Genomic DNA, 22,076 nt, shown 5'->3' with positions numbered 1-22,076 from the left:
GGGGATGGCCCCCGGGTGTCGCGAGAGGGGAACGGCCAGTGTCCTACGGGCAGATGGCGGGCGGGTACGGCGACGGACACGGAGGCGGACCCGGCGGCGGGCCCGGCCCCGGGATCTCCGTCGAGACGGTCCTGTCGGAGCCGAACTGCCGTCCCGGCGGCGTCGTGGCCGGGAAGGTGCACATCCTCGGCGGCGCGCAGCCCGCGGAGGTCCGGCATGTGACGCTGGCGCTGATGCCGCGGACGCAGAACGGCTACGGCGGCGAGAGCGCCGGGCCTGAGGTCTACCGGGGCGCGCTGACCCGCTCGTTCCGGCTGGACCCGGGGCAGCGGCGCGACCTGTCGTTCTCCATCCCGCTGCCGTACGAGCTGCCGTTCACCACGGTGCTGGGACGCGAGCTGCCCGGCTTCACCATCGGGCTGTGCACCGAGGTGGACGTCAAGGGCGCGCGCGATCCGGGCGACATCGACCCGATCTCGGTCGAGCCGCTGAAGTCGCAGCAGTGGGTACTGGCCGCCATCGCCCGGCTCGGCTTCAAGATCAAGCAGGTCTCGTTCGAGCAGTCCAAGCTGCCCGGCGTACCGCAGCAGCTGCCGTTCTTCCAGGAGATCCAGCTCTCCCCGCCGCCCCAGTACCAGGGCCGGTTCGGTGAGATCGGGCTGACCTTCGTGGCCTCGCCCCGGCACATGGTGTTCGCGCTGGAGGCCGACCGGCGCGACGGGGGCGGCGGCGACGAGTCGTTCGGCCGCTTCAAGGTCGAGCATCCGGAGGCCGCCGAGACCGACTGGGGCGCCAAGATCGGCCGCTGGCTGGACGAGGCCGTGTCGCGCCCGCGCTCGCAGGCGTCCTTCAACTCCCCCGCTCCGCCGCCCGGGCCGGGCCGTCACCACACGCCGCCCGGGGGCGCTCCGCTTCCCCCGCCCGGCGGTGGCCCTTCGACCTTCCCGCCGCCGCCCGGCCACCACGCCACGCCGGGGCACGGCATTCCGGCACCGGCGGCCGCCTCGTACGGCGGTCCCGCCGAGTACGGGCAGTCCGGCCAGCCCGGCGGGCCCGGCCAGGGGCAGTTCCCGCCGCCGGCTCCGGGGCCCGGCCAGGGTCCCGCGCACAACCCCGCCGGCCCACCGCCTCCGCCTGGGCCTCCTGGCCACGGGCAGGGCCCGATGTCGCCGCCGCCTCCGCCCGGTCACGCGCCGGCTCCGTACCCGGGGCCGCCGCCTGGGCCGGGCAACCCCGGCATGCCGTACCCGCCGCCGCCTCCCGGGCACAACGCCCCGCAGTACCCGCCGCCCCCGAGCCATGGCTCGCCGCAGTATCCGCCGCCGCCTCCTGCCTACGGGCAGCCCCAGCACGGGCAGCCGTCCCACGGCTATCCCAACCAGGGCTACCCGAACCAGGGCTATCCCGGCCACGGGCGTCCCCATCACGGGGCCGGCTGGGCCGCGGCGGGCGCGGTCGGCGCGGTCGGCGGGGTCGCCGCCGCCGGTGTCGCGGGCGGGATGGCCGCCGGCGCGGCGGTCGACGCGTTCGGCAACGTGATCGGCGGAGCGGCCGGTGTCGCCGGGAACGTCGCGGGCTACGCGGCCGGCGTCCCGATGAACCAGTTCGGCGACGCGGCGGGACAGTACGCCGCCGACGCGGCCGGGCAGTTCGCAGGGCAGGTCGGCGGGCAGCTGGCGAACGAGGCGGCCAACGCCGTCGCGGGCGAGGCCGCCAACGCGGTCGCGGGTGAGGCGGCGGGCGCCGTCGGGGAGATCCTCGGCGGGCTGCTCGGCGGACTCTTCGGCTGACCGCAGCACAGGCTCGCAGATCTCCCGGACTCCCCAGATCCCCCGGCAGATAGGAAATTCCGGGGGATTTGGACGGAGATCCGCCGCGCTCTCGGCCGGGGCGGGCACGGCCGGTTAGGGTCGAGGGGCAGCCCGCCCCCAAGGAGCTTCATGACCACCTTGACCCTGGTCCTGCTGTGCCTGGCGATCGCCGGGCGCGAGCTCTATCTGGCCTCCGACAAGCGACTCCCCCGCGCGCAGGCGGACCTGCGCGATCTGCGGGCCCAGGTCCTCGACCTCGGCCGGCGGCACGACGCGCTCCAGGCCGAGCTCGCCGAGGTACGGGACGGTGCCGCGATCACGGTGCCGCCGCCGCCCGAGCCCGAGCCGCCCGAGCCGCCGCCGCACGCGCTGTACGCGGACCGGTCCGCGCCGGCCGCCCCTGTGCCAGCCGACATGGAGGGCGAGATGGCCGGCCGGGTGGAGCAGCTCGGCGTCCGGGTCGACAAGATCGAGGAGCAGCTGGAGTCGATCACGGTGGAGCTGGCCGGGGCCGAGCTCGACCGTGAGGCCAGGCACGCGCTGGCGCGCTCGCTGGACGCGGCCGAGCAGGTCGTCGGCGAGCTGCGGCGCGAACTGCTCGAACGGCTCGGCCGCGAGGAGGGCATCGTGTCCGGGCTGCTGCTCAGCGAGGAGGGCGAGGCCGAGGCGCTGCTCTCCGACGCGTACGAGCGCTGCTGCGCCGAGTACGGGCTGCGCGTCCGGATCAGGGACCAGCGGTCCGTACAGACCCCGGGCGGCGGGTTCCTGGGGACGGCCTACCACCTGTCCGGGCGCCGCGAGGACGCGCTGGCCGAGGAGCTGTTCACCTACGTCCGGGACCTGCGCGACCCGCAGGACCCCTCGGCGCTGGCCGCGCTGCTGGTCGAGCTGGCCCGGCTGAGCGGCGGCGGGATCGCCCGCCTCGGCGCGTTCACCGCCGTCCGCACCTCCGCCACGCTCGTCTGCGGGCTGCTGACCGACGACGTCCCGGAGACCGCCGAGCCGTGGGAGCCGGCCACCCGGATCCGCGAACTGCCCGCCGAACTCCAGGTGGAACTGAGCTGGCTACGCACCCCGGACTGACCCCAGACCGCGCCCGCAGGCGCGCCGCCCACAGCCGTGCCGCTCGCTTCCGTTGACCCGTGGCGTGTTCGCCTCCGGCATCGCCCGTTGAGGCGAACACGCCACGAGTCAACACCCGGGGCCGCTAGGGGCGGACGAAGCGGGGGGTCCGTTCGTCGTCGGGGTCGACGGCGAACACCAGCAGGCAGCGCGGCGTCCGGGTGATGTCGATCCAGAGGCACATCCCGAGGCCCAGGTACGGGTCGACGAACACGACCCGCCGCAGCGCCCGCAGGGCCCGGCGCGCCACCGCCCGCGTCTCCGGGCGGACCGGATCGTGCAGGGTCGCGACCACGACCCGGCCCGCGTACCGCCACAGCGCCGCCGCGTCGAGCACCCGTACCCCGGCCAGGGTCAGGTCCGCGACGATCACCACGCCGCTGTCGTCCTCCTCGCCGGGCGGCGGGGCGACCGGCGCGCCCTCCCGCAGCGGAGCGGCCGGTGCCGCCGGTCCCCCGACGGCGCGGTGGTAGCGCAGCGGATCGAGGGTGTCGACGACGAACGCGCCCGCGTACGGCCACGAGGCACGCGGCCGGACCCCCTGCTGCGGGCCACCGCCGTGCCGCCGCGCCCGGAGCCGGGCGCTGAGGTCGAACACCAGTCCGCCGCCGTCCAGCCAGACCGGCACACCGAGCCCGGCCGAGCCCACCTCCTCCAGCGTGTGGATCGTCCGCCACAGCTCGTCGGTACGGCGCGACAGCGTCGCCGCCATCCCGAGACCGGGGAACGCGCCCTCCAGCACGGCCAGCGTCGCGCGCCAGGTCGCGCTCGCGACGAACTCGGCCACGAACGCGTCCACCAGCGTCCGGCGCCGTTCCGGATCGTCCATCGGCCCGACCGCGGCGGGGCGTTCGGGCACGCTCCAGGCGGAGAGGTCCGGGACGGTCACGGCGGGCGGAGGCGGAGGCGGGGACGCCGCAGGGCGTTCCGGCTCCGGGGCCGATTCCGGGTGTTCGGGCTCGCGCCGGTCACGGGCCTCGCGCTGGCGGCGCAGCTCCCGGCGGCGCCGCTCGTACAGTTCGGCCAGCTCCCGCTCGCGCTGCTCGCGCCGGTCCTCCGCCACGATCGGCTCCTCGGGACGGGGCGTGCCCTGTACGGGGACCCAGTCGGCCGGGGCCGGGTCGTTGTTGCCGGGATATCCCGGGTTTCCGGTGTTGCCGGCGTTTCCAAGATCTCTGGTGGTTCCAGGGTCTCCGGTGGCTCCCGGGTCGTCGGGGGGCTCGGCGGTGTCGGCGGACGGGGAGCCCGCAACATGGACATCGCCGGGATAAGGCACCGGGCGGGGGGTTCGGGGCTCGGGGGGCTCGTCTCCCGGCTCGGGCCTGGGACTGTCGCGCGGACCGATTCTCACGTTCCGATCCTCAGGCCTCGCGATGATCCCGGCAAGCGCATCCGCCCGCGCGCAGGGCCATCGGGCCAGAAACACAGTGCCGTCATGTCGGAAACACGGGGCCGTTCAGGTCGGAAGCGCAGCGCCGTCGGGCCAGAAACACAGGGCCGCACGGCCCTGAGCACAGTGCCGTCAGGCGGGACGGGACGTGCCGAAGAGGGCGGTGCAGAGGGCTTCGAGACCGTCCGGGCCGCCGTCGGCGGGCAGCACGGTGAGCAGCGGCCGGCCGGTGCCGTCGGCGTCCATCCGCAGCCGTACCCGGACCTCGCGCCCGGCCGGCTCCTCGGCGCCCTGAGCAGCGGCCACGTCCCGCAGCCCGACCGAGACGATCTCCGGCAGCTCCACGAAGACGGGTTGCTCGCCGGCCGGGATCTCGTCCAGCCACAGCCCGAGCAGGCGGGAGGCCAGCCCGTTGAGCAGCCGGCCCCACGGCTCGACCAGCCGCGACGGGACGTGCTCGGTCTGCAGCTCCGGCAGCCCGAACCTGGCCAGCCCCTTGGTCGTGAACCAGAACCACTCCTCGTCCGAGGCGTCCGAGGCGTGAGCGGCGTCCGAGGCGGAAACCGGGGTGTGCGGCAGCAGGATCCAGTCGGTCAGCCGTACGGTGCCGTCCGGGCCGGGGAGCGAGTCGCGGATCCGGTCGGCGGCGAGCACCTGCGGGGTGAAGACATCGATCACCGGAACGGCCCGTCCCTTGTCCGCCGCCTCAAGGCCGATCGCGCCGGCGATGGCGCGGGTGACCCACTCGTGCGCGGGCGGCCAGCCGGGACGGTACGCGGCGCGCACGGCCAGCAGATGGGAGGCCGCGGCGATGCCGGCCAGATCGCGGCGGGTGGCACCGTACGCGACGAGCAGGTCGGCGGGCAGCGGCGGGAACTCGGCGGCGGGACGCAGGTCGAGGGTCAGCAGCGGGCTGTCGAGCATGCCCAGCACCAGGTCGCGCAGCGGCGCCTCGATCCACCGTGCCACCCGTTCCCTGGCCAGCTCGCGGGGGTCGGGCGGCGGGGCGGCGAGGGCCACTGCGTACGTGGCCTCCAGCGTCTCGGGAACCGGCAGCGTCAGACTCGTACCCAACCTCGTACCCCCGCCCTGGGCACCGCGCCACGCACGCGGCCCCGACCCGTCCGGTCCTCCTACCGATCATGCGAAACGCACCGCCGGAAACCGCCTGTCGCGACGGCGACAATGTGTAGCCGCCGGGGCAGGAAGCCGTGGCACCGCGCCCGGACGGCAGCACGCGCGGGACGGCCGACGCATCGGGAGGGTCAATGGAGCACACAAGCCACGAAATGACCGAATGCGGCAAACGGCACTGACGGCACATTGACACCCCTCGCGTCCGGGCAGACGATCACGCCGCCCCTTTGTGATCCCCTGCCAGGGAGGCGCGATGACGCGCAGGCACCACAGGCATCTCCGGCGTCCGCCGCTGCGGCGCCGGATGACGGCCGCCCCCATCCTGGCCGCCGCGGCGCTCCTGATCGGAACGCTCGTGGCGGCCCCGGCCCAGGCCGAACCACGCCCCAAGCCCGCCACCGGCGGGGTGGAGGTCTATGCCGGTGATCTGACCCCCGACCAGCTCAAGACGCTGAACGGGGCGGGTCTCGACCATGAGGAGGTCTCCTTCGGGCGCGCCGAGGACGGCAAGACGCGCGTCGAGGCGGTCATGAACGGCGCCCAGGCGAGCGCGTTGGCCAAGCGCGGCATCAAGCTCCAGGTCAAGAAGGTGGACGGCAAGGACGTCACCCAGCGGGCCAAGGCGGCCCAGGCGGAGCCGGACAACGTGTTCCGCCCGTACAGCGGCGACGGCAACCTCCGCGAGGAGATCCTCAAGGTCGCCACCGACCATCCGGGCATCGCCACCGCGGTCGATGTCGGCAAGTCCGGCCAGGGCAAGCCGATCACGGCGATCCGGGTGAGCAAGGACGTGGCACGGCTGAAGGACGGCAAGCGCCCGGCCGTGATCTACCAGGCCACCCAGCACGCCCGGGAGTGGATCACCCCGGAGATGGTGCGCCGGCTGCTGCACCACTACGTCGACGGGTACGGCAAGGACGCCGAGATCACCAGGATCGTCGACACCACCGACCTGTGGTTCGTCCCGGTCGTGAACGTGGACGGCTACGACCTGACGTTCCAGGAGGGCTTCCGGCTCTGGCGCAAGAACGTCCGCGACAACGACGGCGACGGCCAGATCACCAACCAGGACGGCGTCGACCTCAACCGGAACTTCCCGTACAAGTGGGGCTACGACAACGAGGGCTCCTCGGACCAGGGCACCAGCGGCACGTACCGCGGCCCGAGCCCCGGCTCCGAGCCGGAGACCAAGGCCCAGACGGGCCTGTTCAAACGGCTGAAGCCCAAGTACGTCCTCAACTACCACTCGGCGGCCGAGCTGCTGCTGCACGGTGTCGGCTGGCAGTCGCTCACGCGGAGCCCGGACGACCTGATCCATGACGCACTGCTGGGCGACATCGACCACCCGGCCGTACCGGGCTACACGCCCCAGCTGGGCGCCCAGCTCTACACCACCAACGGCGACACCGACGGCGAGGCCGACAACCGGCACGGCGCGCTGTCGATCACGCCCGAGATGGCGACCTGCGTCACCGCCGCCCGCTCCGACCCCGACGACGAGTGGGAGCCGGGCGACTGCGGCAGCGTCTTCGAGTTCCCGGACGACGAGAAGCTGATCCAGGCCGAGTTCCAGAAGAACATCAAGCTCGCGCTGGCGGTCGGCAAGTCCGCGCACACGCCCGACGAGCCGGTCTCGCCGGTCGGCCGTACGGCCCCCGACTTCCAGGCCGACACGTTCGGGACCTCGTTCGGCTCGTCCCAGGAAGTGGCCTCGGTGATCCGGCGGTCGCTGCACGCCAAGAAGCTGCAGTACCGGGTCAACGGCGGCCGGGTCCGTACGGGCGGGCTGCACGAGTGGCGCGGCGGTGAGCGCTTCGGCGACGAGAACGACCACTACTACGCCGAGTACCGGGGCAAGATCACCCGGCAGCGGCCCGGCGACCGGGTCGAGGTCTGGTTCACCGGGACCAAGGACGGCAAGCGCGTCAGCAGCGAGAAGTTCACCTACACGGTCAGGGACCAGGGGCGCGCGGACGTGCTGGTGGTCGCCGACGAGGACTACAAGGGCGTCAACCCCACCTATCCGGCGGGCACGAACGCGCCCAAGTACGCGCGGCAGTACGCGGACCTGGTCAAGTCGGCCAGGCACAAGCCGATGATCTGGGACATCGACAAAGACGGCGTCCCGCACGACCTCGGCGTGCTGAAGCACTTCGAGGGCGTGGTCTGGTACCTGGGCGACAACCGGCTCACCCAGGACGCGGCGGACGATCCGGTCCGCACCTACCTGGGGAACGTCCCCGACTCCCAGGTGGCCGACCGGGCCAGGGACCTGCTGCTGTCGGTGCGGTCCTACCTCAACGAGGGCGGCAAGCTGCTCTACACCGGCGAGACCAGCGGCTACCAGGGCCGGCTCAACCGGCTCAGCGGCGGCGGGATCTACTACGGCCTCAAGGGACATCCGGAACGCCCGTGCGTGATCACGAGCAACTTCCGGGACGACTGCGAGCTGCTGTCGGACGACTTCATGCAGTACTACCTGGGCGGCTACGACCGCGCTCTGGTGGGCGCGCCGACCGGATTCACCGGTACGGGGCGGCCGTTCGACGGCACCGACGCCGACATCGGCGGCACCCCGGCCAACCGGGTGAACGAGGCGGGCGGCTTCCAGGTGACCTCGACGGTCCTGCCGGCCGACAAGTTCCCGCAGTTCAGGAGCTGGAAGGCGGGCGACTACCTGGGCGCGGCGGCACCGTTCGAGCCGGTCGAGGGCCAGTGGTACGTGGCCGGCACCCACACCGACAGCACGTACCGGCGGCTGACCCGGACGATCGACCTCTCGACGGTCACGGCCGCCCAGCTTCCGGCGCTGCAGGCGCAGCTGTCGTACAGCACCGAGGGCGGCTACGACCACGTGATCGTGGAGGCGCGGACGGCCGGCGGCGAGGACTGGACGACGCTGGCGGACAAGAACGGCCGGACGAGCTCGGCCGTGCCGTCCGAGTGCGAGGCGGGTTACTTCCTCGCCATGCATCCGTTCCTGGGGCACTACCTCACCGGCGGGAACCCGTGCCAGAACACCGGTTCCAGCGGAAAGTGGAACTCGTTCACGGGCGACTCCAACGGCTGGGTGCCCGCGGCGTTCGACCTGTCGGCGTACGCCGGGAAGAAGGTCGAGGTGACGATCGCATACGTGAGCGACCCGTTCACCGGCGGCTCGGGCCTGTTCGTGGACGACACCAAGGTCACCACGTCCGGCGGGCAGCTGGACGCCGAGGGCTTCGAGTCCGGTCTCGGTCCCTGGGCGATCCAGGGCGCGCCGGCGGGCAGCCCTGGCAACCCGAGCGAGTTCGTGCGGACCCAGGCCCTGATCGACTCGGTCTCGGCCGTGGCGACCCGCGACACCCTGACCCTCGGGTTCGGGCTTGAGCAGGTGACCACCAGGAAGGAGCAGGAGGCCCTGATGCGCAGGGCTCTGGACCACCTTCTCGGGTAGGAACTCGGGTAGGAATGAGACCGTCAGGGCCCCGGCCGCCTCCACCGGCCGGGGCCCTCGGCGCTCCCGGAGCCCTGCGGCTTCGGCGTGCGCGCCGGCGGGCGGGACGATCACCGCGCATGCATGCCCTTTATCGGGGCAACTGTCGTGAATGATGCTGATTGTCCGTGATGTGATGGAGGACACGTGCGGTTCTCGCAACCTGTAAGGAGCCATCGGGCGTCTTACTTGGCAGGGAGCACCACCGACACGTCCCAGCGCCCGACCGTACAGAGCCCGCGACGTCCCGAAACCGGGGTCGCCCTGGCAGCGGCGGTCCGCGCGCCGTCCTCGGCCCACCCTCCAAGCGCGGCCGAGAGATCCCGGCCCGGCATGACGATGACCGGCTCCGCCGGCATCGGGGTCATGACCGGACCCGAACCGCCGGGATCGGTGGAACGTACCCCTGAAGGGGGGCGGCCCGATCCGCCCGGTGGCCGCGCGCCCTCCGGCGCGCCGCACGAGCAACCGGCCCGACCCGGGTCACGACCTTACGGGGAGCGACGATGACCGCTGTCACCATGCCGACTCGCGACACGACCCCTGCCTGCGCCACATCGGTCCCCGCCACGGGGACGTCCGAGCGTTACGAGCGCGATGTGCTGCCGCTGGCCGACCCGCTGTACGCCAGCGCCGTGCGCATGACGCGCAACAGCGCCGACGCCGAGGACCTGGTCCAGGAGACCCTGACCAAGGCGTACGTGAACTTCCACCAGTTCCAGGAAGGCACGAACCTCAAGGCCTGGCTGCACCGGATCCTGACCAACAACTTCATCAACACCTACCGCAAGCGCCAGCGCGAGCCGCAGCGGGCCGGCTCCGAGGAGCTGGAGCAGTGGCAGATCGACCAGGGCGAGACCGCGACCGCGGGCTTCCGCTCGGCCGAGTCCGAGGCGCTGGACCGGATCGCCGACAGCCGGATCGTGGACGCCCTGCGCGCCCTGCCCAGGGACTTCCGCGACGCGGTGTACCTCGCCGACGTGGAGGGTTACCACTACAAGGAGATCGCCGAAATGATGGGGACCCCCATCGGAACGGTGATGTCGCGCCTGCACCGCGGACGCAAGCAGCTCCGCGAGGCCCTCTCCGACCACCGCCGCGCCCACGTCCTGGCCGCGTGACCGTACCCCGCCTCCCAGCCCGCCCCGCCAAGCCCCCGCCTCCCCGCCAGGCCCGCCTCCCCCGCCAGGCCCGATCCTCACCGCCTGCTCCCAGCCCCTGCTCTCCCCTCACCCCTGCACGATCGTGATCCCGCGGTTGCCCCGTGACCGCGGGATCACCCCCTCTTCCGATACTTTTTGTCACCACACCGATACATTGAGCGATGATCCGGGCCCATGCCCGGCCCCGTGACCGAAAACGGGGCCGAAACCGATCATCGGGAGTATCGATGCCGCATCTGGTCGCGACGGCGCTCACCGGCGCCGCCCTCGCCCTGCTGCCCGCCGAGGCGGCCGTCGCCGAGCCGCCCGCGACGCCGCCCGCCACCGCGCCGGCGACCTCGCTCCGGCTGACCCTCACCCACCCCGGTGACGGCGCGTCCGGGGCCCGCAGCGTCACGCTGCAGTGCGACCCGCTCGGCGGCACCCATCCCAAGGCCGCCCAGGCCTGCGCCGAGCTCGCCCGCTCCGGCGGCCGGATCGAGCGCGAGCCCGACCGGGACGCCGTCTGCACGATGATCCACGCCCCGGTGATCGCCGAGGCCCGTGGCCATTGGCGGGGACGGCCGGTACGCTTCAGAGCCGAATATGCCAACGACTGCGTGCTCGATGCCCGAACCGGCTCCCTCTTCCGTTTCTAAGGGCGCCGTCCGCATAGGCGCGTTCACTCGGGGTAGGGCGCGTCCACGGGCCCGTCCCGTGTACCGCTTCGAACCCCGCGTGTACCCGAACCGAGCCCCGCCCGGACCGCGGTCCGGGCCGCCCTCGATGGGAGGCCGACGCCCATGTCGCGGAGAATCAGCGACGTCATGACCGTCAGTCCGCGGGCGCTGCCCCTCGACGCGACCCTGGACGAGGCCGCGCGGATCATGCGCGACGTGGGAATCGGGGACGTGCTGGTCACGTTCTCGGGACGCTTGTGCGGGCTGGTCACCGACCGCGACATCGTCGTGCGCGGCGTGGCCGAGCGCCGGGATGCCGCGCACACCCCGCTCAGCGAGGTGTGCACCGCGCAGCCGATCACGGTCGGCCCCGACGACGACGTGGACACCGCACTGCGGCTGATGCGGGACGAGGCGGTCCGCCGCGTCCCCGTGGTGGACGAGCAGTACCGCCCGGTCGGCATCGTCTCGATCGGCGATCTGGCGATCATGGAGGGCCTGGACGGCGCGGGCGCCCATGCCCTGTGCGACATCAGCAAGGCCCCGCCGAACCTCTGAACGGCGGCCTCTGGATCACGGGCGGATCCCGGCCGCCGACCTGTCCTCCCGGGCCCCGGTAGCCCGACATAACGGATACCGTCGAGCTGTGCAGCAGACCCCGTCCGTCCTCACCGACCAGCTCGCGGTGGAGATCGCCCGGCTGGGCATCGTCGGCGAGTCCTCCGACATCGGGACCCTCCACCGGGTCACCGAGCTGGCCTGCCAGGCCGTTCCGGGCTGCGCGGGCGCCACGAGCATCCGGTGGGCGATCCCATCCGGCGACGCCGGCGAGCGGCCCGAGCCGCTGGCCTCGGCCGCCAGCCATCCCGACCTGGCCGAGGTGGCCGACCGGCAGCTCGCCCGCCGGCGCGGCCCGGTCTTCGACGTCGTCGAGCACCGGCGGGCGGTGTCCTCCGACGACATCCTGGTCGAGACCCGCTGGCCCGAGGCCGTGAACGACATGCTGAGCCGGGGCGTGCGCTGTTTCAGCACCACCCCGCACGTCAGGGCGCCGGTCCTGGTGACGCTGACCCTGTACGGGGTGGGTGCGCGGGCGCTGGCGCGCAGCCAGCACGCCATCGCGTCCCTGCTGGTGGCCCAGGGCAGCGCCGCGATGTCGAACTCGCTGCAGTACGACAGCGTCCACCGCACCGCCGTCCAGCTCCAGGAGGCCGTCGAGGCCCGCGCGATCGTCGACCAGGCGAAGGGCATCCTGATGCACGCCCTGGGCTGCGACGCCGACGACGCGTTCGCCGAGATGCGGCGGATCTCACAGACCCGGCACGTGAAGCTGACCGCGCTCGCGCAACGGATCGTGGGCGACCAGGGACTCCCCGAAATCACCGAAAGGCCTGATCGAACCACCGACTAGGCCCACTATGAGAAACCGGCATAAGCTGCGCTCGGCGGTCGTACCCGGCGCATTGACCAGCCCGGTCCGGTGCTGCCGTGCCCCTGGGACCGTAGGGAGCTCCCTTCATGCCCGACCAGCTCGAACCCGGCAGCATCATGCGGGAGATCACCGATCTCGAAGGCCGGATCGGTGAACTCCGGCAGGCTGCCGGCATGCCCGCGCCCGACCTCCAGGCCACCCTCGACGCGGCACTGGTGGAGCTCGAGCTGGCCCTGACGGCACTGCGCACCATGGGCTCCGACCACTCCAACGCCGCAGGGCGTTCGGCGTCGGCCGAGACCGAGCGCCGGGTGCTGCGGACCGTCTTCCAGGACGCCCCCGTACCGCTGTTCCTGATCGACCGCGACACCAGCGTGCGCCGGGTCAACCGGCAGGCGGCCACGCTGCTGGGGACCTCACCGGGCTACGTCTCGGGCAAGCAGTTCACCGCGTTCTGCGATCTGGCGACCCGGGCCGCGCTGCGCTCCCAGGTCGCGGGGGTCGTCCGCACCGGGCGGCGGCGCCGCGTACCGGTCCGGTTCCTGGGCCGCGAGCGGCCGGTCGACGCGGTGGTGACGCTGGCGCGGGTGTGGATCCGCGGCGAGCCCGACCCGATGGTCGTCGCCGTGGCCGGGCCGAGCACCACGCCCACCGGCGAGGACCCGGCGGCGGGCGAGGCGGCTACGGGCAAGGCGGCGGGCGCCCGCCAGGAGGCGTCGCCCCGGGCCTCGTCGAGGGCGACGGCCGGGGTACAGGGGACGAGCGGGACCCCCTCGGCCCCCTTGACGGAGGCGCCCCGTACGGCGGCCGTCCGCGCCGACGACGACCACGCCGTGGCCACCATCGTTCACCGGATGGACGTGCTGGCCAACGCCGCCGAACTGCTGCTGGACGACCCCGTCTTCAACGAGACCGTGGCGGTGCGCCGCTGCGCCCGGCTGCTGGCCACCGAGCTGGCGGACTGGGCGATCATCGACCTGGCCGGCGCGAACGGCGCGGCGCAGGCCGGCCAGACGCCGTGGCAGCCGGGCGGCCGCCCCGATCCGGCCGACCCCGCCGCGGGCACCGGACGGCTGCAGCGGCAGGTCGTCATGGGCCCGGACGACGAGCGTTCGATCGAGGCCACCCAGGCCATCGAGAAGCTCGACCCCGGCCCCGGGACGCTGCCCGCCACCGTGTTCACGACCCGGCAGAGCGCGCTGCGCCCGCACATCGAGGACCTGGACCTGCTCGGCTCGGGCCCGGACGGCCAGCCGATCTGCGGCACCATCGGCGTCACCACGACGCTGTGCGTCCCGATCGAGGACGGCGAGCGCTGCCTCGGCACGATCACCCTCGCGGGCAGCGGCGAGCACGGCCCGTTCGATCTGATGGACCTGGCGGTCGTGCAGCGGCTCGGCCGCTACCTGGCGCTGGTCATCCGGGCCGCGCGGCTGTACCGGCGGCGCGCCGAGGTGGCCGAGACGCTGCAGTCCAGCCTGCTGCCCAGGCGCCTCCCCTCGATCCCCGGCGTCGCGCTCGGGGCGCACTACACGGCCGCCACCCACGGCGCGGAGGTCGGCGGCGACTTCTACGACGTGTTCCCGACCAAGGACGGCTGGGGCATGGTCCTGGGCGACGTCTGCGGCAAGGGCGAGGACGCGGCGGCGGTCACCGCCACCGCCCGGCACGGCGTGCGGCTGATGTCGCGCTGGCGGGACGACCCGAACGAGGTCCTGTCCGCGGTCAACCACGCCCTGCTGGACGAGGAGCGCTTCGTGACCGCCGTCATGGCCGGTCTGAAGATCGGCAACGACCGCGTGACGATCACCCTCGGCACCGCCGGCCATCCGCCGGCCATCATCGTCCGGGCCGACGGAGTGATCCGTACCGCCTCGCGCGGGGGCGTCCCGCTGGGCCTGTTCGAGGACTTCGAGGCCGGGATCGACACCATCGACCTGGGCGTCGGCGACACGCTGTTCCTGCACTCCGACGGGGTCCTGGAGGCCTGCGACCTGTCCCGCCAGGAGTTCGGGCAGGAGCGGCTGCTGGAGACGCTGGCGGGCACCGCGACCCACTCCGTACAGGAGATGCTCGACGCCGTGGAGCGGGCCCTGCTGGACTTCTGCGACGGCGATCTGCGCGACGACGTGTCGATGCTGGCCGTACGGGTGCTGCCGCGCGAGCTGCCCTGATCGATCACGGGCATGACCGGCACGGACCGCGACACGCCGACTAGGTCCTGGTTTTCGGGGGTATGTCCTCGCGCATGAGGCCCAGCAACAACGCCCGTAACGAGACCGAGCACGAGCGCCTCGACCGGCAGCTGATGGAGATGCTGCAAGGGTTCAGGGTGGCGGTCACGGGCGTGCAGGTGCTGTTCGCGTTCCTGCTCACGGTGCCGTTCGCGCCGGGCTTCGACGAGGTGAACGCCACCGGCCGGCGGCTGTTCTACGTGGCGCTGTTCAGCGCCGCGGTGGCCTCGATCTCCTTCATCGCGCCGGTGATCCAGCACCGGATCCTGTTCCAGCTGAACCAGAAGCCGGCGCTGATCCGGCGGGCCAACCGGTTCGGGATCTTCGGCGCGCTGGCGCTGGCGACCTCGATCACCTCCGCCACCACGCTGATCATCCACACCCTGGTCTCGGACCTCGCCGCCGCCCTCACGGCCGCGGCCGTCGTGGTGCTCTGCGGGTGGGCGTGGTTCGTCCAGCCGCTGCTGATCCGCCGCCGGGCCGGGCGTCCGGCCCGGCCCAGCGACGAATGATCAGCAGGAAGCAAGCGATTGGCGGCGCGTGATCAGTAGGCCTTACCGAAGATCACGCGCTTGCCGTACGCGGACGGCTGCCCGCACTTGACGCACGCGCCGGTCTCCTCCGGCGCGTCCGCCGGAATCACCCGGGGCGTCGCCGCCGTGTCGGCCTTGATCTCGTCCTCGCACTCGGGACGGCCGCAGTGGAACGCCGTCGCCCAGCCGGTGTCGACCTGCGTCCTGAACGCCTCGAAGTCGTCGACCTGAGCCGTGTGCTCGTCCCGGAACGTCTCCGCGCGGGCCAGCAGGAACGACTGGAACTCGGCCAGGATCCCGGGCAGCAGCTCGGGGACCTTCTCCAGCGGGATCTGCTCCTTGCCCTGACCCTCTTCGGTCGGCAGGCGGCGCACCACGGTGGCGACGCCGTTCTCCAGATCGCGCATGCCGAACTCGATCCGGACCGGGACGCCCCGCATCTCCCACTCGTTGAACTTGAACCCGGGCGACAGCTGCGGACGGTTGTCGTCCACATGGACCCGGATGCCCATCATCTTGATCGCGGCACCGAGCTTGCGCGCCTCGGCCGCCGCCTGCTCGCCCTGCTCCTTGCGCCCGATCGGGACCACGACGACCTGGTACGGCGCCAGTCGCGGCGGCAGCACCAGCCCCTTGTCGTCGCCATGCGTCATGATCACCGCGCCGATCATGCGGGTGCTCAGCCCCCAGGAGGTCGTGTGAGCCAGCTGGAGCTTGCTCTCCTCGTCCTGGTACTGGATCTCGAACGCCTTGGCGAAGTTGGTGCCCAGGTAGTGCGACGTACCGGACTGCAGCGCCCGGCCGTCCCGCATCATGCCCTCGATCGTGTACGTCCGTACCGCTCCGGCGAACCGCTCGCCCGGCGTCTTCTCCCCCGGTACGACCGGGATCGCGCACAGGTCACGCGCCACCGACGTGTAGGCGTCCAGCGCCCACATGGTCTCGCGCATCGCGTCGGCCTCGTCGATGTGCGCGGTGTGCCCCTCCTGCCAGAGGAACTCGGTCGTCCGCAGGAACATCCGCGGGCGCATCTCCCAGCGCACCACGTTCGCCCACTGGTTGAGCAGCAGCGGCAGGTCGCGATGGGAGTCGATCCACTTGGCCATGTACTCGCCGATGACCGTCTCGGAGGTCGGCCGGATGATCAGCCGCTCCTCCAGCTCCTTGCCGCCCGCGATCGTGACCACGGCCAGCTCGGGCGAGAAGCCCTCGACGTGCTCGGCCTCGCGCTTGAGGTAGGACTCGGGGATGAGCAGCGGGAACACGGCGTTGTCATGGCCGGCGTCCTTGATCCGCCGGTCCAGGTCGGCCTGGAGCAGCTCCCAGACCCGGTAGCCGTACGGCCGGATCACCATCGTGCCCCGGACCGGCCCCCGGTCCACCAGCTGGGCCTTGATGACCAGCTCGTTGTACCAAGCGGAGAAATCCTCGCTCTGCGGCGTCACACCTTCTCGACTCACCCCCCGAGCGTACTAAGTAACGCGGGGCTGCCAGCACGTAAACCCCGAGCGTCTAGAATCTCGCCCCATCACCTGACCGAGCGTGACCGAAGGTTGGAGCACCCGAATGCGCTGGTCCCGGACGTTCATCCCCACCCTGCGGGAGGACCCGGCTGAGGCCGAAGCGGCGAGCCACAAGCTGCTGCTGCGTGCGGGATACGTGCGGCAGCTCACCGCCGGCCACTACTCCCTGCTGCCCCTGGCGATGCGTGTACGGGCCAAGATCATCGAGGTCGTCCGCTCCGAAATGGACTGGATCGGCGCGCAGGAGATGCTCCTGCGCGCCCTGCACCCGGCCGAGCCCTGGCGGCGCTCGGGCCGCTGGGACCTCATGGGCCAGGAGATGTTCCGGCTGCGCGACCGGCGCGGCGCCGACCTGGCCCTCGGCATGACGCACGAGGAGATCTTCGCCTCCGTCGCCCGCGAACTGAACTCGTACAAGCGGCTCCCCCAGCGCTGGTACCAGTTCCAGACCAAGTTCCGGGACGAGCCGCGCCCCAAGGCCGGGCTCATGCGCACCCGCGAGTTCACGATGAAGGACGCGTACAGCTTCGACATCGACCCAGCGGGCCTGGACTCGGCCTTCGACGCCTTCCACGGCGCGTACACGAGGATCTTCGACCGGCTCGGCCTGCCCGCCCTCGCCGTCGAGGCGTCCAGCGGAACGATGGGCGGCGCCGGCTCCACGGAGTTCATGTGCCCGTCCGAGGCCGGCGAGGACACCGTCCTGACCAGCCCCTGCGGGTACGCCGCGAACATCGAGAAGGCCACCTCGCGCCTGGCGCCCTCCGAGGACGGCCCCGGCCTGCCCGCGCCCGAGCCGTTCGATACCCCCGGCGTCCGTACGATCGAGGACCTGCTGGCCTACGACGCGCCCGGCGACCGCCAGATCAAGACCCTCGTCCACCTCCTGGACGGCACGCTCACCCTCGTCCTGCTCCGGGGCGATCACCCGCTGAACGAGCAGAAACTCGCCGACGCGACAGGCGCCAACACCCTGCAAGCCGCCACCGCCGACGAGATCCACGAAGCCCTGGGCGCCCTACCCGGCAGCCTGGGCGCGGTAGGCGTCCAGGACATCCCGATCATCGCCGACGAGGCGCTCCGCGGCCGCCGCGCCATGTTCACCGGCGCCAACCGCGACGACGTCCACCTGCGCGGCGTGGACATCGAACGCGACATTCCCGTCACCACCTGGGCCGACCTCCGCGAGGTGCGCGCGGGCGAGCCCTGCCCCCGCTGCGGCGAGCCGCTGGAGGCCACCCGCGCGATCGAGATCGGCCACATCTTCAAGCTCGGTGACCGCTACTCCCGCGCCCTGGGCGCCGAGGTCCTGGACCCCGACGGCCGCCAGACCCCGCTGATCATGGGCTCGTACGGCATCGGGATCGAGCGCGCCATGGCCGCCCTGATCGAGGTCCACCACGACGACCGGGGCATCGTCTGGCCCGTCGCCGTGGCTCCGTTCCAGGTCACCGTGGTCGTCGCCCAGTCCGGCGACGAAGAAACGGCCCAGGCCGCCGAGAAGCTCTACGAGGACCTGACCGCCGCCGGAGTGGAAGTCATCATCGATGACCGTCCGGAACGCGCCGGCGTCAAATTCCGCGATGCCGAACTGACCGGCATCCCGTACCGCCTGACCGTAGGCACCCGAGGCCTCGCCGAGGGGACGATCGAGATCACCCGCAGAGCCACCGGCGAGACCGAGAAGATCCCGTTCGCCGAGGCCGTCAAGCACGTCCAGACCTTGCTCACCTGACAGCGGCCCCTGCCGCGGGGATCAGCGGCAGGCGGAGCCGCCCTCATCAGGACGTTGTCGCGATCGCGATGAGCACCACCACCAGCAGCGCGGCGGTGATGCCGCCGGCGATCGCGAACGCGAACCGATAGGGATGGCGCTCGACCCAGGGCAGCAAGCCCGGGTACGTCTTGGCGAACTCCTTGCCCGGGACGGCCGCGTCGGGCCCGCTGCACGGCACGCCGAGCGCGTTCACCAGCCGGTCGAAGTCCTCGCGCTTGTACGCGCCGCCGGACACCCTGATGAGCAGATTCCGGTGCGCGTCCAGCACGAACAGGCTCTCACCGGCGGCTCCGCGCGGCACGATGATGGTCGCGCGCACCAGCTCGGCGACACGCGACCGCGACTCGCGCCGCCGGAAGAACAGTCCTTTGACGACGATCTCGTGCGGCGTCAGGATGACCCGGGCGCGAAGCAGAGCCCCCATCCCCATGAGGATCAGCCCGCCGAACACGAGACCCACGATCGGGGCGAACACCGTCGGGGCGTCGCCGATCAGGATCGCCGCGACGATGACCACAGTGGCCACCAGGAAAGCGGTCAGTACGAACATCCCTGCCCGGAAGTCCGGCCGCAACTCAAGGTCACCCTGAACATGGCGCATGCGATCACCGCCCCTTTCTCCCTCAAGAGAGTGCCGCATCGATAGCAGCGCTCCAGCCACGCGGGCTGCAGATGAACGAGCACGTCACGCGTCAGCAAGGACGGTGCCGTCAGACCTCGAACCAGGTGAGCAAGCGGCCCTGCGCATCGACGCGATGACCGAAGCCCCGCGCCAGTGCCTCGACCAGGAAGACGCCCCGTCCACTCGTACACAGCTCACCGGCCTGAGCCTGTACGGGCAGCGTCTCGCCGCCTGCGTCGAGCACCTCGACGCGCAAGGCGGCATCGCTCGCAATCAGAGACAGGGTGACGACCCCGCCGCGCCGTGAATCGGAGTGGACGACGCTGTTGGTCACCGACTCGGAGGTGAGCAGAACGACGTCGTCGAACTTCTCAGCGCCGGTAGGCCAGTACGTCCCGATGATGTCGGCGACGAACCGCCGGAACAGCCGGACGCTCGCGGTGTCGCCGGGCAGCGTGACCGTACCCAGGATCCTCTTCTCCGTCACCGCGCCATGTCCTTCGCGACCATGGCCACCGCGCCGGGGTCCGTAACCAGCGCCCAGCCCCTCGGCCACACCCATGCCCAGGTATCCCGCTGCGGCGCTGGCACACAGGTGATGAACCTCGCTCCGTCCCCGCGCTCGACCCGCCGGACCTCTGTTCCTCCCTTGTCCGGCCGCACGCCCCGCGCCCTGACACCCCGCTCAGAGAGCTGCCCTTCGAGCCACCCGAGGTAGTGCCGACGCAGTTCAGGTACGGACGGCGCCCGTACTTGGGTCCACGAGCCGACGTCCTCGGCCTCGTGCCGAATGTTCGCCATTGCTCCCCGTTCTGTGATCGCGCGATGGCATACTGTCACCACCAGAACATAGCTCTTGATCTGTTACCTAACAAGGTGGTTGCTAAGAAATGAGTGCCTCGCTCGTGCTCCGGCGCCGACTCGCCGCCGAGCTCCGCGCCCTCCGGATCGCGCACCGGCTCTCGCAGGACGACGTCGCCCGGGAGCTTGAGGTCTCCTCGAACAAGATCGTCCGGATCGAGAACGCGCAGAGCACGGTCAGCACCAGCGACCTGAAGCAGTTGCTCCTGCTGTTCCAGGTGGGCACCGAGGACAGGGACCGGCTGCTCGACCTTGGCCGGGACGCTCGCAAGCGCGGCGGCTGGTGGTCCGCCTACACCGATCTACTGCCCGGCCCGTACGTCCAGTTGGAAAGCGCTGCCGCCGAGATCCGCAACTACCAACCGACTCTGTTGCCTGGCCTGCTCCAGACGCCCGGCTACGCGCACGCCACCATGCAGAGCTTCGGGTCCGCTCTTGCCGCCGAAGAAGCGGAACGCCGCGTCAACGCACGCCTCCAGCGCCAAGCTCGACTGACTGCGGAAGATCCGCTCACCCTTCACGCCATCGTTGACGAGGTCGTTCTGTGGCGTATCGCTGGACAGTCTCAGATCGCCGAAGAACAGTTCCGGCATCTCATCGAGATGGCGACGCTGGACAACATCCACCTTCGCGTGATCCCGTACGCGGCGGGGCTCTACGCGTCGGCCGGGAACTCGTTCGCCATCCTGACGTTTCACGACCCCATCGACCCTGACGTGGTGATGGTCGAGAACCGAGCCGGCGAACGATACTTCGACGCAGCCCATGAGGTAGCCGGGTTCCACTCCGACTTCCGTCACATCATTAACGCCGCCTTGTCCGAGGACACCACACTTGATCTACTTCGCAAGGCTTTGTCGGGGAAGATGGGGTCATGACCGATGACTTCAGCGGCGCCACTTGGCGAAAGAGCAGCCGATCCGACACCACTCCCAACCAGTGCGTCGAGGTGGCCCGCTCGGGCGGGACCGTCGCTGTACGGGACTCCAAGGCACCGGACGAGCCGTATCTGACCATGCCCGCGGCAGCTTGGGCGCGCCTGATCGGGCACATCCAGAACCAGCCGTAAGACGTCGGCGCTGATGTTACGCCCCGCTCGTCTAGGCGGCGGGGCGCCGTGCGGGCTGGGTGTCGGCGTCGCGGTTCACGGCTCGGTACGAGCCGGTAGCGTGATCCGTTCCTGAAGGCAAAGGATCACGATGGTGCGCTTCCGCCCTCCAGCGGTCCGTTGCGGCCCGTGAAACCGTCCGAATTCAAGGTCGCGGAGGTCGAGTGGCCGGCCGCTCGCTACGCGAAGGCCGTGCTGCTCGCCGACCAGGCCCAAGACGATGCGATCTGCGAGGCGAGTCTCTTCAAGCTCGACCGGCCGCTCGGCCGGGCCAGATTCGGCAAGAGCGTCCTGCTGCGGCTCGGAGCGGGGTCGATCTGGGAGGACCGGCGCGGCGATCTGGACGTTCGGCAGGCCGATGCCGACGAGGTGCGGAAGGCGCTCCGGTATTACGCCCGCCGCGACGGTCTCCTCAGTCACGGCCGGAACCCAGAGCTCGCCGAGCTGGACGCGTGGAGTTCGTACGCCGCCCTGTCCGGAGCCCTGTCCGGGGACACGGAAGGCCCGGTACCGGAGCGGCGGGAGATCGCAAGCGCCGCTCGCCAGTGCGAATGGCTGATGTTCAGCTCCCCGTGGCACACCCGGATGGCCGCGTTCTGGGATCTCGGTATTGCGGCGCTGTGGCCGGGCCGGGACACGATCGCGATCTTGGCCGCCACCGACAGCGACTGACCGGGCTCGAACCGCCCGGTCGTCAGGGGCGCTGAATACCCGGACAAGGCGCTGCGGGTCTCGGTCGCCGCCTGCGACCGCTGACCGCAGCAACCGGCGCTCAGCGGGTCGGCATGCCTCCGTGCGGGCTGATGACCACCAGCGGCACAGACCCTTCAGCGAGGTAGAAGTGCCCGGGGAAATAGTCGATGTGGAGATGACCGCCATCTTCGGCGGACGCCATGCCGCGCAGATTGTCCGCGAGCACCTCCCGGCCGGCGGAGTCACCGCTGATCACAAGGAACCGCCGCTCGGAATCCAGATGTACAAGGACACCGGGACCTGCAGTTCCCTCGACCACGATCCCCGCCAGGGCGTCGCTGCGGGGCGAAGGCGTAGAGCTGAGCAGGACCTCGCCCTCGCCCTCGGCCACCGCGTCCGCCAGACGATTCAGTTCCGCCGCCGACGCCTTGAGATCCACTTCGCTGTACACGGGGTCACAGGTGAGCCTCACGCGGTCGCACCCCCTTCAAGATCAGACTCTCACGATGCAGTCGGCTCCCGGACGGCGCTTTGGG

The 22,076-nt window shown here is 71.5% G+C and carries 20 protein-coding genes; 13 read left to right on the top strand and 7 right to left on the bottom strand.

The features are described 5' to 3' along the window. Window positions 1-38 precede the first annotated feature (38 nt). Window positions 39-1,790: a sporulation protein gene (locus ACH34Q_RS14880; protein ID WP_395983488.1), complete on the top strand. Its 1,752-nt coding sequence runs from the start codon at window positions 39-41 to the stop codon at window positions 1,788-1,790. A 150-nt stretch (window positions 1,791-1,940) separates the two neighbouring features. Continuing rightward, a complete protein-coding gene (locus ACH34Q_RS14875; protein ID WP_395983487.1) occupies window positions 1,941-2,894 on the top strand; it encodes a hypothetical protein in 954 nt (317 codons plus the stop codon). Window positions 2,895-3,018: 124 nt separating this feature from the next. Here the strand turns inward: ACH34Q_RS14875 and ACH34Q_RS14870 are convergent, their stop codons facing one another. Then, on the bottom strand, window positions 3,019-4,284 hold the full coding sequence (locus ACH34Q_RS14870; RefSeq protein WP_395983486.1) for a hypothetical protein: 1,266 nt from the start codon (window positions 4,282-4,284) through the stop codon (window positions 3,019-3,021). Window positions 4,285-4,455: 171 nt separating this feature from the next. Continuing rightward, window positions 4,456-5,397 (bottom strand): hypothetical protein, encoded by a 942-nt coding sequence (locus ACH34Q_RS14865; protein WP_395983485.1) that lies wholly within the window; start codon window positions 5,395-5,397, stop codon window positions 4,456-4,458. A gap of 316 nt (window positions 5,398-5,713) precedes the next feature. Here ACH34Q_RS14865 and ACH34Q_RS14860 point away from each other — a divergent pair, with 316 nt between their 5' ends. After that, window positions 5,714-8,896, top strand: coding sequence for a M14 family zinc carboxypeptidase (locus ACH34Q_RS14860; protein WP_395983484.1), 3,183 nt, complete (start codon window positions 5,714-5,716; stop codon window positions 8,894-8,896). A gap of 224 nt (window positions 8,897-9,120) precedes the next feature. Here the strand turns inward: ACH34Q_RS14860 and ACH34Q_RS14855 are convergent, their stop codons facing one another. After that, a complete protein-coding gene (locus tag ACH34Q_RS14855) occupies window positions 9,121-9,303 on the bottom strand; it encodes a hypothetical protein (protein WP_395983483.1) in 183 nt (60 codons plus the stop codon). 138 nt (window positions 9,304-9,441) lie between these two features. Here ACH34Q_RS14855 and ACH34Q_RS14850 point away from each other — a divergent pair, with 138 nt between their 5' ends. The 6 genes from ACH34Q_RS14850 to ACH34Q_RS14825 all read left to right on the top strand — a co-directional run bounded on the left by ACH34Q_RS14850 (window position 9,442) and on the right by ACH34Q_RS14825 (window position 14,935). Further along, entirely contained in the window at window positions 9,442-10,056 is a 615-nt protein-coding gene (locus ACH34Q_RS14850; RefSeq protein ID WP_395983482.1) for a sigma-70 family RNA polymerase sigma factor, read from the top strand. A 269-nt stretch (window positions 10,057-10,325) separates the two neighbouring features. Further along, a complete protein-coding gene (locus ACH34Q_RS14845; protein WP_395983481.1) occupies window positions 10,326-10,736 on the top strand; it encodes an SSI family serine proteinase inhibitor in 411 nt (136 codons plus the stop codon). A 168-nt stretch (window positions 10,737-10,904) separates the two neighbouring features. After that, window positions 10,905-11,315 carry a CBS domain-containing protein gene (locus ACH34Q_RS14840; protein WP_395983480.1) on the top strand — a complete coding sequence of 137 codons (411 nt, stop codon included), beginning with the start codon at window positions 10,905-10,907 and terminating at the stop codon, window positions 11,313-11,315. Between the two features lie 88 nt (window positions 11,316-11,403). Then, window positions 11,404-12,168 (top strand): ANTAR domain-containing response regulator, encoded by a 765-nt coding sequence (locus ACH34Q_RS14835; RefSeq protein WP_395983479.1) that lies wholly within the window; start codon window positions 11,404-11,406, stop codon window positions 12,166-12,168. A 107-nt stretch (window positions 12,169-12,275) separates the two neighbouring features. Then, complete coding sequence (locus ACH34Q_RS14830) at window positions 12,276-14,363, top strand: SpoIIE family protein phosphatase (RefSeq protein ID WP_395983478.1); 2,088 nt, start codon at window positions 12,276-12,278, stop codon at window positions 14,361-14,363. Window positions 14,364-14,437: 74 nt separating this feature from the next. Continuing rightward, window positions 14,438-14,935: a DUF6328 family protein gene (locus ACH34Q_RS14825; protein ID WP_395983477.1), complete on the top strand. Its 498-nt coding sequence runs from the start codon at window positions 14,438-14,440 to the stop codon at window positions 14,933-14,935. A 32-nt stretch (window positions 14,936-14,967) separates the two neighbouring features. On the opposite strand, the gene proS is transcribed toward ACH34Q_RS14825, so the two are convergent. Further along, entirely contained in the window at window positions 14,968-16,416 is a 1,449-nt protein-coding gene (proS, locus tag ACH34Q_RS14820) for a proline--tRNA ligase (protein ID WP_395983476.1), read from the bottom strand. Window positions 16,417-16,522: 106 nt separating this feature from the next. Here proS and ACH34Q_RS14815 point away from each other — a divergent pair, with 106 nt between their 5' ends. After that, the gene (locus ACH34Q_RS14815) at window positions 16,523-18,214 is read left to right on the top strand and encodes a proline--tRNA ligase (protein ID WP_395983475.1); all 1,692 of its coding nucleotides are present in this window, start codon (window positions 16,523-16,525) and stop codon (window positions 18,212-18,214) included. A 46-nt stretch (window positions 18,215-18,260) separates the two neighbouring features. On the opposite strand, the gene ACH34Q_RS14810 is transcribed toward ACH34Q_RS14815, so the two are convergent. Together ACH34Q_RS14810 and ACH34Q_RS14805 are read right to left on the bottom strand one after the other, a co-directional pair. Then, a complete protein-coding gene (locus tag ACH34Q_RS14810; RefSeq protein WP_395983474.1) occupies window positions 18,261-18,857 on the bottom strand; it encodes a hypothetical protein in 597 nt (198 codons plus the stop codon). 109 nt (window positions 18,858-18,966) lie between these two features. Next, entirely contained in the window at window positions 18,967-19,365 is a 399-nt protein-coding gene (locus ACH34Q_RS14805) for an ATP-binding protein (RefSeq protein ID WP_395983473.1), read from the bottom strand. A gap of 403 nt (window positions 19,366-19,768) precedes the next feature. Between ACH34Q_RS14805 and ACH34Q_RS14800 the strand changes: the two genes are divergently transcribed. The 3 genes from ACH34Q_RS14800 to ACH34Q_RS14790 all read left to right on the top strand — a co-directional run bounded on the left by ACH34Q_RS14800 (window position 19,769) and on the right by ACH34Q_RS14790 (window position 21,519). After that, entirely contained in the window at window positions 19,769-20,617 is an 849-nt protein-coding gene (locus ACH34Q_RS14800; RefSeq protein ID WP_395983472.1) for a Scr1 family TA system antitoxin-like transcriptional regulator, read from the top strand. Continuing rightward, complete coding sequence (locus ACH34Q_RS14795) at window positions 20,614-20,808, top strand: DUF397 domain-containing protein (protein ID WP_395983471.1); 195 nt, start codon at window positions 20,614-20,616, stop codon at window positions 20,806-20,808. The genes ACH34Q_RS14800 and ACH34Q_RS14795 overlap by 4 nt, the downstream gene beginning before the upstream one ends. A gap of 168 nt (window positions 20,809-20,976) precedes the next feature. Continuing rightward, a complete protein-coding gene (locus tag ACH34Q_RS14790; RefSeq protein WP_395983470.1) occupies window positions 20,977-21,519 on the top strand; it encodes a DUF6183 family protein in 543 nt (180 codons plus the stop codon). 100 nt (window positions 21,520-21,619) lie between these two features. Here the strand turns inward: ACH34Q_RS14790 and ACH34Q_RS14785 are convergent, their stop codons facing one another. Then, window positions 21,620-21,991, bottom strand: a complete 372-nt coding sequence (locus ACH34Q_RS14785) for a hypothetical protein (protein ID WP_395983469.1) — start codon at window positions 21,989-21,991, stop codon at window positions 21,620-21,622. Between the last annotated feature and the right edge of the window lie 85 nt (window positions 21,992-22,076).

The organism is Actinomadura sp. 9N407, from assembly GCF_044326315.1.
Classification (GTDB): Bacteria; Actinomycetota; Actinomycetes; order Streptosporangiales; family Streptosporangiaceae; genus Spirillospora.
This window is presented reverse-complemented; position numbering and strand designations above follow the sequence as displayed.